Genomic DNA, 11,948 nt, shown 5'->3' with positions numbered 1-11,948 from the left:
GTGGCCATGCGCACCGAGATCAAGGCCCTGCACCAGCGCCTGAAGACCACCACCATCTACGTCACCCACGACCAGATCGAGGCCATGACCATGGCCGACAAGATCGTGGTCATGCACGACGGCGTGGTCGAGCAGGTCGGCGCGCCGCTCGAGCTCTACGACCGTCCGGCCAACCTGTTCGTGGCCGGCTTCATCGGCTCGCCGGCGATGAACTTCCTCAAGGGCCATCTGCAGGGCGGCCGGTTCGTGACCGCGAGCGGCATCACCCTGCCGGTGGCCAACGCCCCGGCGGCCTCGGACGGCCAGCCGATCATCTACGGCATCCGGCCCGAGCACTTCATGCTGGACGAGGCGAACGGGGTGCCGGCCGAGGTGGCGGTGGTCGAGCCGACCGGCTCGGAGACGCAGGTGTTCGCCAAGTTCGGCGGTTCGGACGTGGTCGGCGTGTTCCGCGAGCGCGTCGACGCGCAGCCGGGCCAGCAGATCCGCGTCACGCCCGATCCGCGCCTCGTCCACCTCTTCGACGAGCAGACCGGCAAGCGCCTCTGAAGCAAACGTCGCGAGAAGGCGGCCCGCATCCGCGCGGCCGCCTTTTCCATGCGATCTGCAAGGCCAGGGCAGGGCGGTCGGATCAGCAGTCGCAGACTGCGACCATAGACGCATAACAGGTTTAGTTCTCCAACCTTGTTGCAGTTCGGCTTCAATTGCCGCGACGAAACCATGGCAGATGAGAAGCTTATGAGAAGAAGGCTTGGTCGTCTTCGGTCAGGTACTCCCTCGCCCGCTCAGGGATGAGCTCGATGCCCATGCCCGGCCTGTCGAGAACGTCGATCATGCCGTTTTGGACGATAGGGTTGGGGAGCCCTTCCACGATTTCGCTCCACCATGGCGGATCCGCGGTTGTGTACTCAAAGGCGATGAAGTTGCCGGGAAGCGTTGCGCTTACTTGGATCAGGGCCGCGAGACCGAGTAGGCCGTTCGCGGTGCCATGAGGGGCGATCGCGATGCCATGCAGGTCAGCGAATTCAGCAATCCATTTCAGCTCGGCAATGCCCCCGACATCGGCGGGATCTGGACCGATCACATGCACCGCATGAGTTTCGATGAGCTCCTTGAAGTTCTGCCGCAGATAGATCTGCTCCCCAGTGTGGATCGGGGTGACGGAGGCGCGGGTCAGCTCACGATAGACGCCCGCATTCACCCAGGGGGTATAATCGCCCGACAGCACGTCTTCGATCCATAGGAGGTTGAATGGCTCGAGCATGCTGGCAAGCCGAATGGCATCGCCAAGCATCCAGCCGGGGCCGCAATCGAGCGCCAAGCCCACAGTGCTTCCCGTCACCTCCTTCATGGCGGCGACGCAGTCCACAAGGTGACGGAGCCCTTTCTCGGTCACAGGGCCACGGTCGAGAGCGCCATGGAAAGGGCTGGCGTTCGGTTCGCCGTAATAGAAGTTCGGCACCTCCCGCTTCATCGGGGAGTGAAAGCCGATGGGCTGCTTGAAGATGGTGAACCCCTCGGGGAGCGCCATCATCCTGCGCATGTCGTCCGCATAATCTTCCGGTCTATGGCCTGCGAGAGGGAAGCGGATGGAGCCATTGTAGACCCGCACCTTGTCGCGGACCTTGCCGCCGAGCAGCTTGTGAACGGGTAGGCCTGCGGCCTTGCCTGCCAAGTCCCACAGTGCCATCTCGACGGCGCTAACCGCCGCTCCCCATGGCTTGAACCCTCCGCGCTGCCTGATCTTGAGCATGACCCGCTCGACGAGAGTGGGATCTTCACCGATCAGCGCCTCGCGCAGAGCGAGGATGTGCGGCTTCAGGTAATGTTTCCATGTCTCGGCCTGGGCATAGCCCGAGATGCCTTCGTCCGTGACGATCCGAACGACAGGGCTCTTGCCGATGATGGCGCATTTGAGATCGACGATTTTCATCCACTTCTCCCGGCAGCTATGCTGGCATCGCATTCGTCATGGCACGAGCGGTCTCGATGGCAGCCATACGGATTTCCTCCATTCGACTCGGCTCGGCACCAGCCAGAAACGGCACGCTCACAGCCGCGGCAAGCTTGCCTTCCTTGAAAAAAACAGGAGCAGCGAAGGCGCAGATGCTAGGGGCACTCTCTCCCTTGTCCTGGGCCCAGCCGAGCCTCCTGATCCGCGTGAACTCAGCGCGCAGGCGCTTCGGATCGGTGATCGTCTTGCTAGTGTAAGCAGGGAGAGGTTCGGCGAGCCATTGATTCAACATCTCCGGCTCCATGTACGACAGCAGCAGCTTGCTCGCGGCACTCGCATGGATTGGCATGCGCTGGCCAGGCTTTACCGTGAGGGCATATTCCCGCCGCCCTTGCGCAGCGGCTACGACGATGATGCCCTCATCATCGATGACGCTGAGCTTGACGCCCTCACCGAGGTCGGTTGAGAGCCGCTCCAGGAACGGTTGGCTGAACGCCGCGATATCGAAGTCGTTCGCGCGGGATGCGACGTGAGAGGCCAAAGCCAGAAGCCTACGCCCGAGGCTATAAGCCCCCGCCTTGTCGCGATACACCATATCGTGTCGCTGCAGTGTATTGAGAATGCGATAAACGGCAGTTCGCGGCAGATCGAGGAGGTCGGCCAGTTCTCGGATGGTCAGGCCGGTGCCATTGTTGTGCTCAAGCGCCTCCAAGACCTGCATCATCCGATCGATGGCAGGGATCGTGTGTTTGTTTTCTACGTCCTGCGTAATCTCGTCCATCGTCGTCCAGGTCCGCTATTGACAAGTGCAGGTCGACCAGTACCATACATATTTGAACTGTCATAATTCATATTTGAATAAGAGGTCGCTATCAACAGGCGGCGGGAGGAGACGAGGATGGAGCTGGGTAGTCGTTCTGTATTCAGGCTATGGGGCGCGGTGGCAGGGGTGATGCTGCCATGCTGACAGTTTCATCGATTGCTCATGTGGCCATCCGGGTGAAGGATGCCGCGCGTACCCTCGATTTCTACACAAACAAGCTCGGCTTCTCGGAAATGATGCGGCTTGATAGGGATGGGCGGCTCTGGCTCGTCTATCTCAGGATCACGGACGATCAATTCCTTGAAGTCTTTCCCGATGGCGAGGGGGAACGAGCGGCGGAACGGGAGGCTGTCGGTTACAATCACATGTGCCTATCCGTTCCCGATATCGATCAGACACTGCGCGAGCTGGAGGCCAGCGGGGTTCCGCTGATCCGTCCCAAGACGCTGGGAGCGGACGGCAATTGGCAGGCTTGGATCGAGGATCCCGATGGCCATCGGATCGAGCTCATGCAGATGGCTCCTGACAGCATGCAGGCGGCAGCCATCGCGCGGCTCAAGCGGGCTTGAACCGGACAAGGTCCGCATCATCCATTGGCGAGCTCTGCGCGTGATCAGGCGACGAGGTGATCGTCTGCAGTTCATTGGGTGTGGGGCTTCTACCGGTTCAAAGGCTCCACACAGTGAGGGCGTAAGGCGTCGAGAACAAGAAATACTGATCGGCCTCCGGCCGACCTAAGTCAAAGCGTATGAAGCCTGCTCTGCATCAAGAGCCGCGCCAAAGGCCGAGCTGGAGGAAACTGAATGAAAATCGTGGCACAGAAGGTGTTCGTCGCCAATGTCTCGCGCACGAACTTCGTGTTCGTCAAGCTCTATACCGATGAAGGCATCGAGGGGATCGGGGAGGCCACATTAGAATGGAAGACCAAGACCGTCGTTGCCGCTCTGGAGGAGCTGGAACGCGTGCTCGTGGGGCGCGATCCGTTTGCGGTGGATGCTATCATCGAGCAACTCCACCGTGACAGCTACTGGCGCACAGGTGCGGTCTTCCGCACGGCTTTGGGGGCGATCGAGGCGGCTCTACTCGATATCAAGGGAAAAGCCCTTGGCGTGCCAGTCTTCGAGCTTCTTGGGGGTAAGTTTCGAGATCGGGTGGCCTGCTATGCGAACCACTGGTTCTTCGGTTCCGAGACGCCGGAGCAATATGCAGCCAACGCCCGCAATGCCGTTGCCATGGGATATCGGGCCCTGAAGTGGGACCCCTTTGGAGCTGCCGACCTGGAAATGGACCGGCAGCAGCGCCGCACGACGATCGAGATCGTGGAGGCAGTGCGCGATGCCGTTGGGCCCGATGTCAACCTCATGCTCGACGTTCATGGGCGGCTGAATGTCCCTACGGCCATCGCCATGTGCAAGGCTCTCGAGCGTTACGACCTGACTTGGATCGAGGAGCCGACGCCCCCTGAAAGCATCGACGCGCTGGCGGAAGTCCGTGCCAACAGTCCGGTTCCGATCGCAGCCGGCGAGCGCTGGTTCGAGCCCTCCCGCTTCATCGAAGCCCTGAACAAGAAGGCCATCGACATCCTTCAACCGGATGTCTCCCATGCGGGCGGTCTCGGCGAGACGAAACGGATTGCGCATCTGGCACATAGCCATCTGATCCCGGTCGCGCCACACAATCCAGTGGGGCCCGTGATGAATGCCATGACGCTCCACATGTCTGTCGCCATCCCGAACTTCTCGGTCTTCGAGACGGTTTCCGTGGATGTTCCATGGCGTAAGGAGTTGGTGCGCGAGACGCTGCAGTTCGAGTCGGGACATATCCTCGCGCCTACGGCTCCGGGCCTTGGTGTCGAGCTGATAGAGGAGGCGTGCGCGCGGTTTCCCTATGAAGACCACGATGTGCCGCTGTTCGATGGAACCATCAACACCCGCGGAATTGCCACCGGTGAAAAGACGTTTTGAGGTTGGGAGTTTCTAAGAGTTCAGTGCTGTTGATGGAACGGTAAGCCTCCGAGGGCCGCGATGAGTGAGAGGTTGCTGATTAGGAATGGGTGCCTTCTCGATCCCTCTTCCGGGTGCGACGAGATCCTGGATGTCGCAATAGCGGATGGAAAGATAGTAGGCCTTGCTCCCCATATCGAAGCTAGCGGACACCACGTTATCGACGCGACCGGTGCTCTCGTCGTTCCAGGCCTGGTCGATATGCATACTCATGCCTATTGGGGCGGTACTCTGCTCGGTGTGAATGCCGACAAGGTCGGTCCACGGAGCGGTGTGACAACGTGGGTCGACTGTGGCTCTAGCGGAGCGGCAACCTTCGAAGGGTTCTTTCACCACGTGATCAAGCCGAGCCGGCTGCGGATCATTCCCTTCATTAACCTCTCCTATATCGGTCTCACTCAGGCCGGCAACCTGAGCATCGACGTCGGCGAGCTGTTCGATTGGCGGTTCGCAGACCTTCGCGAGCTGCGGCGCGTCAAGGCGGAATACGGATCCGTCATCGCGGGCGTCAAATTACGAGCCAGTAACAACGCCTGTGGCGCAAATGGCCCGGTCGTGCTGCCGCTCGCACGGGAGGCGGCGGACATCCTCGAGGTGCCGCTGATGATCCATATCGGAACGGCTCCGCCGACGATTGATGAAGTTCTTCCTTATCTCAAGGCCGGCGATATTCTGACCCATATCTACAATCCGTCGGTCGGTGGATGCGTCCTCGACGAGCGCATGCGCCTGCGGCGGCCGGTGCGCGAGGCGCTCGCCCGTGGCGTCAAGATGGACGTGGGGCACGGCGGAGCGAGCTTCTCATTCGAGGTTGCACGGGCCGCCATCGAACAGGGGCTGCTTCCCGACGCGATCAGCACGGATATTCACGCGCACAATATCGACGGCGTCGTCAAAGACCTTCCGCACGTCATGGCCAAATTCATGTCGCTCGGCTTCTCCCTGGAGCAAGTGATCAAGCTGACGACGTGCTCTCCAGCCGACATTCTAGGGCGACCGGACCTTGGCAGAGTCGAGCTTGGAGGGGAGGCGGATCTGGCCGTGTTCCACGTCCGGCAGGATCCCATTCAACTCTATGACTCTCTTGGCGTCAGCAGGGAAGCGCCAACCACACTCGAGTGCACGCTGACGCTGTGTAAAGGACAGATCGTCGATACGTTCGATGATGGGCGGGTCGAGGCCCGAACATACTCGTTGGGTTAGAGCCGGAAATGCCGAGATCGTGTTGATCGGAAGTAATCGCGAACCCGAACGTCCCGGCGGTGAAGTAGCTCAGGATAAACGGTTGACATCCATCACACTTGGACCATAACTTTAGTTAAATTGAATTGGCCTTGTTCAAATATGAACCAATAGAGAAGCCAATCAGCTGGAGCATCAGGTGCGCATCCGCACAATGATGCAAGCTTGTTTCCTTCAGGGAGGAGAGAAGGTGAAGAAATCAAAACGTTCCGTTGTTCTCCTGGCAGCATCCATGCTGGCGCTGTCGGCCGGCAACTGCCTTGCCGGTGACGTGGTTTGGTGGACTCCCAATTGGGGGGAGGCACGGGCCCGCGACCTGGCTGACAAATTCATGAAGGCAAATCCGGACACCAAGATCAAGATCGAGGTGACGACTTCCGATGGTTTGCCGCAGCGCGTCCTGACCACGCTGCAATCCGGTGCTGCGCCGGATATCATCGAGGTGCAACATGGGTGGGTGAACGGCTATGCCCAGAACAACCTCGTCACTTCCCTCGATGACACGCTGCAGGACCGAGGTGACTATGTTCCCGCTGCGCTCGACTACGTAACCTGGAATGGAAAGCTCTGGGCGATCCCGTACCGCATTGAAACGCTTGCGGTGATTTACAACAAAGGCCACTTCAAGGAGGCAGGGCTCGATCCTGAGAAGCCGCCGCAGACCTGGGACGAGCTCGTAAAAACCGCAACTGCTCTGACCCGCGAAGGACGGTTCGGCTTTGCGATCACGGGTGGCGGTGAGGTCGGGAACACGATCTTTCGGTCGCTTCCCTTCATCTGGATGAACGGCGGAGACATCATCTCGAAGGATGCCAAGACCGCCCTCGTCAACAAGCCCGAGGCTGTCGCAGCGGTGAAGTTCTACACGGACTTCTACAAGAAGAAGATTTCTCCGACTTCGACGCTGGAGAACGACGGTATTGCCAACCGGCGTCTCTTCATCGCTGAAAAGGTATCGATGTACCAGGCGGGCCAGTTCGACCTGGCTTCGATCCAGAAGGAAAATCCGAAGATCGACATTGGCGTGATGCAAATTCCCCATCCGCAGGGTAAGAACACAGCAGCCATTCTGGGCGGCTGGAGCTTCATCGTCCCGAAGAGCGCGAAGAATCCGACAGAGGCAAAGAAGTTCATCCAGTTCCTGAACACGGCGGAGAACCAGGGTTACTTCACCGATACGTTCCCGGCGCGCGTTTCGTCAATGAAATTGCCTCGTTTCAATGAACCGATCCTGGCAGGCTACAAGGCAATGCTGCCGTATGGGCGGCCTGCCCCAAGCCACAAGAACTGGGTCCAGATCACGCAGGCCTACTTCAACAACGTCCAGGGCATCATGCTCGGCAAGGAAGAGCCGCAGGAGGCCATGGACAACGCGGCCGACGATATCCAGTCCCTGCTCGACGAGTAGTTCTCGCGAGCCTGGGCTCCAGGATTCAGCGGCATGACGCCGCTGAATCCCCCTTCTATTCGAGGACGGTCTCATGTCTCGTCAATCGACAGGCTACTGGTTCATTTTGCCTGCGTTGGTGGTCCTGGCAATGCTGATTGCTTATCCTGTTGCCTACACGGGCCTGCTCAGCGTCACTGACAGCCAATCCAATTTCGTGGGAGCCAAAAATTTCGCTACCGTGCTCCGCTCCCGCGCTACACCCCAGGCCTTCTGGAACACTCTGTATTGGGTCGGCGGCTCCATCATCTTTCAGGTCCTGCTCGGGACCGCGACCGCGATCCTGCTCAATCAGAGCTTTCCCGGCCGCTCCGTCGTGCGCTCCATTGCGCTCATTCCCTGGGTAATCCCCAGCATCGTCGCGGCCACCACATTTGCGTGGATGTTCCACACGGAGTTTGGCATCATCAATTACATGATGACCGCGCCCGGTCTGATTGAGCAGCCCATCGGCTGGCTCACCAACCGCGACACCGTCATGCCGGTGCTCATCGCCATCAATGTCTGGAAGCTTTTCCCCTTCGTCGCCGTCATGGTGCTGGCCGGCCTCCAGTCTATTCCCAAAGAGCTCTATGAAGCCGCTCGGGTCGACGGCGCCAACTTCTGGGAAGAGGTGCGCCACATCATGCTGCCGCAGGTGCGGCCGGTCCTGGTCGCCGTGACGCTGCTTCTGGTGATCTGGGGGCTCAATTCCATCACCATCATCTATGCCATCACTCGCGGCGGTCCGGCCAACAGCACCTTGATCACGCCGATTCAGATCTTCCGCATCGCCTTCGAGAACGTGCAGTTCAACCAAGCCGCGGCGTTGTCCGTGATGTTCTTCGCCGTCGCGATCCTGATCGTGTTCTTCTACATCAAGGCACTCGCCGCAGCTCCGGGAGAGGCGCGATGACCACGAATGCTCACGTGCTACCGCCCAAACAGGCCGCCGCAGCAGAAAACACCCTGTCGTCCGCAAAGCCGACCAGCAGGTTGGATCGCACCGGTCTTGGTACCCCGTTCATCGTCATCGGCTGCATTCTGCTGGTGGCGGTATGCCTCTTTCCCTTCTGGTGGATGAGTCTCTCGTCGATAAAGACCCTGCGCGAGCTCTATACCGTTCCACCGATCTGGTGGCCGGCGGCGCCCACCTGGGGCAACTACCACAAGGTTCTCTTCGAATCGAACATACCCCGCTATTTCCTCAACAGCGTGATCATCTCGGTCGGAGCCACCGGGCTGGCGCTGTGCCTGGCTGTGTTTGCGTCCTACGGCTTCGCGCGGTTCAACTTCAAGGGCAAGCCGCTCTTCCAGGCCTTCGTGCTTGTCGGTCAGCTGCTGCCCACCGCGGCAATCATCGTGCCGCTGTTCGTGACGCTGCGCGTGCTAGGACTGGTGAACACCTACTGGGGGCTCATCCTGGTCTACATGATCATCACGCTGCCCCTCTCGGTATGGATGCTGACCAGCTACTTCAAGGCGATCCCGGTCGAACTCGACGAGGCAGCAATCATCGATGGCGCGTCACGCGTGGGCGTGCTGTTCCGGATCACGCTTCCCCTGTCGACGCCCGGGATCGTGGCAGTGGTGGTGTACTCCTTCGTGACTACCTGGAACGAGTTCATCTTCGCGCTGTGCTTCGCCAGTGATTCATCGGTCAAGACGCTTCCCATCGGGCTGGCGGAGTTCTCGACGGAGTTCAACACGGACTGGGGTGCGGTCATGGCGGCATCCGTGATCATGACGCTGCCGATCGCACTCTTGTTTCTGTCGATGCAGCGCCTGTTCGTGGGTGGCCTGACCGCCGGCGCCACCAAAGGCTGAGGAGCAATCCATGACAAGCATTGCCAGCACGATCCCGACCATTGGTCTCGGGACGTACGGGAGAACCGGAGATGCCGGGATGGCAAGCATCCTGGCAGCCTTCGAAATCGGCTACAGGCATATCGATACGGCCCAGAGCTACAATACCGAGCGACCTGTCGGTGATGCCTTTCGCCGGTCGGGACTTCCCAGGGAAGAGGTCTTTATCACGACGAAGGTTGCCGACACGAAGCTCGACAGGGCGAGCTTCATGCCGAGTGTGGAAGAGAGCCTGGAGGTCCTCGGTCTTGACCATGTCGATCTGCTTCTCATCCACTGGCCATCTCAGAACAATGCGGTGCCCTTTGAGGACTACATGATCGAGCTCAAACGGGCACAGGATCTCGGCCATTCCCGCTTCATCGGCGTCTCAAACTTTCCGATCGCAATGTTGGAGCAGACACGGGCACTTCTCGGAGACGGGGCAGTTGTCACCAACCAGGTGGAAATTCATCCTTATCTGCAGGCGCCACGGCTATCGAACTATGCGCGCTCGATCGGCCCTCCTCTCACGGCATACCAGCCTCTAGCACAAGGGGATGTAAGATCCAATCCTGTACTGGCTGGCATTGGAGAGCGTCATGGGGTCACTCCGGCTGCAATCGCCCTCGCTTTCCTGATGGCGGAAGGCCATGCTGTCATTCCGGCCTCGTCCAATGCCGTCAACCTGCGTGAGAACATGCGATCCCTCGAAGTGCGCCTCTCCGACGACGAGATGGGGCAAATCCGGGCTCTGAACCGTGGTGAAAGGCGGATCAATCCGACCAAATCGCCACGGTGGGACGACTAGTATCGAGCCGGGCTGCGAGAAGGCATCATGGCTAGCGTGTCCATCAGCAACGTGCAGAAGGTCATGCGCTGTTCCGCGACCGCGTGGTGCTGTTGCCGGGGGATCGCGTTGCCTTTGCGCCCAGCTCCGAACGAATCCACATCTTTGACAGTCAAACCGGCCAGCGGATCGAGCCTTTTGCGAGCGGGCCGGCCTCGTGACCGGTCATCAGCTCATTGTCAATCACTTGCCAACATGAGGATTTCAGAGTGCAACCCATCCCTCAGATCAAAGATATTGTGCGGCCTGCGCGCGAACTCTCGGACGCACTGGCGCAAATCGGAACGGCCACTGCAAGCAGCGAGCTCAGCCTCATGGGCATTCGCGACCCGCAGATCCGTGGTCCGCTGCCGCTCAAGCAAGGGAAATCAGTCGCCGGACCCGCGCTGACCTTGCAGTGTATGCCCAAGCGCGAGGACCTCTATGGTACCAACGAATACGAAAACCCCGAGCTGCAGCTGCATAGGCACGTGCTCTATCCGGCACAAGCGGGTGACATGGTGATCGTCGACGCGCGCGGGGATATGGCCAGCGGCATTTTCGGCGAGATGATGCTGACCTTCTTCGCCGGCAGAGGCGGGGCCGGCGTGGTGGTCGACGGCTGCATTCGGGACTCGGCCAAGGCCAAGGAACTGGATCTTGGAATCTGGGTGAAAGGCGTGACGCCGAATTATCATGCCCAAACGAACCTGATTCCATTCGCGGTCAATGTTCCGATCGCCTGCGGCAACGTTCTGGTCATGCCTGGAGACATCGTCGTCGCTGATGACGATGGTGTCGTAGTCGTTCCGGTCGCGCTTGCGCCGAAGCTCATCGAGGTGGCAAGCGAACATGCTGAATGGGAGGAATTCGCCCGCTACCGCCTCTCCCAGGGTGGCGATTTGCGGAAATATTATCCGCTGACGGAAGAGGTGCAAGAGGAATACATCGCGTGGCGCAACGCCCAGAATGGATCTGCCCACACATGAGCATCGCCGGTCTTTCACGGCGGGAAGCGCGGCGCTTGGTCGAATGCCTGTCCTGACCACAACGACATGCCGTGAGGCCGTTCGCAAGCAAGGGATTACGATGACCAGCAATGTGGCTGTGACGCTGGACGAGCGTTTTCAACGGCTCGTGAACCCGACCGCTCGGCTTGAGAAGCTCTACGAGGGCTGCCGCTGGGCCGAAGGGCCTGCATACTTTCCGGCCGGGTGCTACCTCGTCTGGAGCGACGTGCCCAACGACCGCATGATGCGCTTCGACGAGACCTCCGGCACGGTCAGCGTCTTTCGCCATCCGGCCGGGTATTCCAACGGTAATACGGTCGACCGTCAGGGTCGGCTCGTCACCTGCGAGCACGGCAACCGGCGTGTGACGCGCACCGAGCATGACGGCTCCATTACCGTGCTGGCGAGCCAGTATCAGGGCAAGCGCCTCAACTCTCCGAACGATGTGGTGGTGAAGTCGGACGGCTCGATCTGGTTCACCGATCCGGCCTACGGCATCGACTCCGATTACGAGGGTCACAAGGCCGAGAGCGAAATCGGTGCCTGCCACGTCTACCGCATCGATCCCCAGACGGGCGATGTCCGCATCGTCGGCGACGATTTCGTCCGTCCGAACGGCATCGCCTTCTCGCCCGACGAGACGCGTCTCTACGTGGCCGATACCGGCGCGACCCACGTCAAGGACGGCCCGCGCCATATCCGCGTCTTCGACGTGAGTGCAGACGGGAGCCTCTCGGGCGGCAAGGTCTTCGCCACCTGCACGGCAGGCCTGTTCGACGGCTTCCGCCTGGACGACGCGGGACGGATCTGGACCAG

At 60.1% G+C, this 11,948-nt stretch carries 12 protein-coding genes; 10 read left to right on the top strand and 2 right to left on the bottom strand.

Going from position 1 to position 11,948, the window contains the following annotated elements:
• Nucleotides 1-549, top strand: a 549-nt coding sequence (locus DDF70_RS33030; RefSeq protein WP_114943260.1) for an ABC transporter ATP-binding protein, incomplete at its 5' end; no start/stop codon positions are given.
• A 187-nt stretch (nucleotides 550-736) separates the two neighbouring features.
• Here DDF70_RS33030 and DDF70_RS33025 read toward each other — a convergent pair.
• Together DDF70_RS33025 and DDF70_RS33020 are read right to left on the bottom strand one after the other, a co-directional pair.
• Nucleotides 737-1,933: a mandelate racemase/muconate lactonizing enzyme family protein gene (locus tag DDF70_RS33025; protein WP_114948822.1), complete on the bottom strand. Its 1,197-nt coding sequence runs from the start codon at nucleotides 1,931-1,933 to the stop codon at nucleotides 737-739.
• 16 nt (nucleotides 1,934-1,949) lie between these two features.
• Nucleotides 1,950-2,735 (bottom strand): IclR family transcriptional regulator, encoded by a 786-nt coding sequence (locus tag DDF70_RS33020; RefSeq protein ID WP_114948821.1) that lies wholly within the window; start codon nucleotides 2,733-2,735, stop codon nucleotides 1,950-1,952.
• Between the two features lie 179 nt (nucleotides 2,736-2,914).
• On the opposite strand from DDF70_RS33020, the gene DDF70_RS33015 reads away from it, so the two are divergent.
• The 9 genes from DDF70_RS33015 to DDF70_RS32975 form a co-directional block, all read left to right on the top strand.
• Nucleotides 2,915-3,346 carry a VOC family protein gene (locus DDF70_RS33015; RefSeq protein ID WP_114948820.1) on the top strand — a complete coding sequence of 144 codons (432 nt, stop codon included), beginning with the start codon at nucleotides 2,915-2,917 and terminating at the stop codon, nucleotides 3,344-3,346.
• 234 nt (nucleotides 3,347-3,580) lie between these two features.
• Nucleotides 3,581-4,741 carry a mandelate racemase/muconate lactonizing enzyme family protein gene (locus DDF70_RS33010; RefSeq protein ID WP_114948819.1) on the top strand — a complete coding sequence of 387 codons (1,161 nt, stop codon included), beginning with the start codon at nucleotides 3,581-3,583 and terminating at the stop codon, nucleotides 4,739-4,741.
• A gap of 60 nt (nucleotides 4,742-4,801) precedes the next feature.
• Nucleotides 4,802-5,983, top strand: coding sequence for an amidohydrolase/deacetylase family metallohydrolase (locus tag DDF70_RS33005; protein ID WP_114948818.1), 1,182 nt, complete (start codon nucleotides 4,802-4,804; stop codon nucleotides 5,981-5,983).
• Nucleotides 5,984-6,212: 229 nt separating this feature from the next.
• A complete protein-coding gene (locus DDF70_RS33000) occupies nucleotides 6,213-7,430 on the top strand; it encodes an ABC transporter substrate-binding protein (RefSeq protein WP_245435747.1) in 1,218 nt (405 codons plus the stop codon).
• A 73-nt stretch (nucleotides 7,431-7,503) separates the two neighbouring features.
• Nucleotides 7,504-8,364 carry a carbohydrate ABC transporter permease gene (locus tag DDF70_RS32995; protein ID WP_114948817.1) on the top strand — a complete coding sequence of 287 codons (861 nt, stop codon included), beginning with the start codon at nucleotides 7,504-7,506 and terminating at the stop codon, nucleotides 8,362-8,364.
• Nucleotides 8,361-9,275 carry a carbohydrate ABC transporter permease gene (locus DDF70_RS32990; RefSeq protein ID WP_114948816.1) on the top strand — a complete coding sequence of 305 codons (915 nt, stop codon included), beginning with the start codon at nucleotides 8,361-8,363 and terminating at the stop codon, nucleotides 9,273-9,275. The genes DDF70_RS32995 and DDF70_RS32990 overlap by 4 nt, the downstream gene beginning before the upstream one ends.
• Before the next feature lie 10 nt (nucleotides 9,276-9,285).
• Nucleotides 9,286-10,104, top strand: a complete 819-nt coding sequence (locus DDF70_RS32985) for an aldo/keto reductase (RefSeq protein WP_114948815.1) — start codon at nucleotides 9,286-9,288, stop codon at nucleotides 10,102-10,104.
• 257 nt (nucleotides 10,105-10,361) lie between these two features.
• On the top strand, nucleotides 10,362-11,111 hold the full coding sequence (locus DDF70_RS32980; RefSeq protein WP_114948823.1) for an RraA family protein: 750 nt from the start codon (nucleotides 10,362-10,364) through the stop codon (nucleotides 11,109-11,111).
• 100 nt (nucleotides 11,112-11,211) lie between these two features.
• A partial coding sequence (locus DDF70_RS32975) for an SMP-30/gluconolactonase/LRE family protein (RefSeq protein WP_162820854.1) occupies nucleotides 11,212-11,948 on the top strand: 737 nt, incomplete at its 3' end.

This window comes from Microvirga calopogonii, from assembly GCF_003347665.1.
GTDB lineage: Bacteria > Pseudomonadota > Alphaproteobacteria > Rhizobiales > Beijerinckiaceae > Microvirga > Microvirga calopogonii.
This window is presented reverse-complemented; position numbering and strand designations above follow the sequence as displayed.

Coding starts and splice junctions, on each gene's coding strand:
- DDF70_RS33025 (WP_114948822.1), bottom strand. CDS start 1,933: ATGAAAATCGTCGATCTCAAATGCGCCATCATCGGCAAGAGCCCTGTC.
- DDF70_RS33020 (WP_114948821.1), bottom strand. CDS start 2,735: ATGGACGAGATTACGCAGGACGTAGAAAACAAACACACGATCCCTGCC.
- DDF70_RS33015 (WP_114948820.1), top strand. CDS start 2,915: ATGCTGACAGTTTCATCGATTGCTCATGTGGCCATCCGGGTGAAGGAT.
- DDF70_RS33010 (WP_114948819.1), top strand. CDS start 3,581: ATGAAAATCGTGGCACAGAAGGTGTTCGTCGCCAATGTCTCGCGCACG.
- DDF70_RS33005 (WP_114948818.1), top strand. CDS start 4,802: ATGAGTGAGAGGTTGCTGATTAGGAATGGGTGCCTTCTCGATCCCTCT.
- DDF70_RS32995 (WP_114948817.1), top strand. CDS start 7,504: ATGTCTCGTCAATCGACAGGCTACTGGTTCATTTTGCCTGCGTTGGTG.
- DDF70_RS32990 (WP_114948816.1), top strand. CDS start 8,361: ATGACCACGAATGCTCACGTGCTACCGCCCAAACAGGCCGCCGCAGCA.
- DDF70_RS32985 (WP_114948815.1), top strand. CDS start 9,286: ATGACAAGCATTGCCAGCACGATCCCGACCATTGGTCTCGGGACGTAC.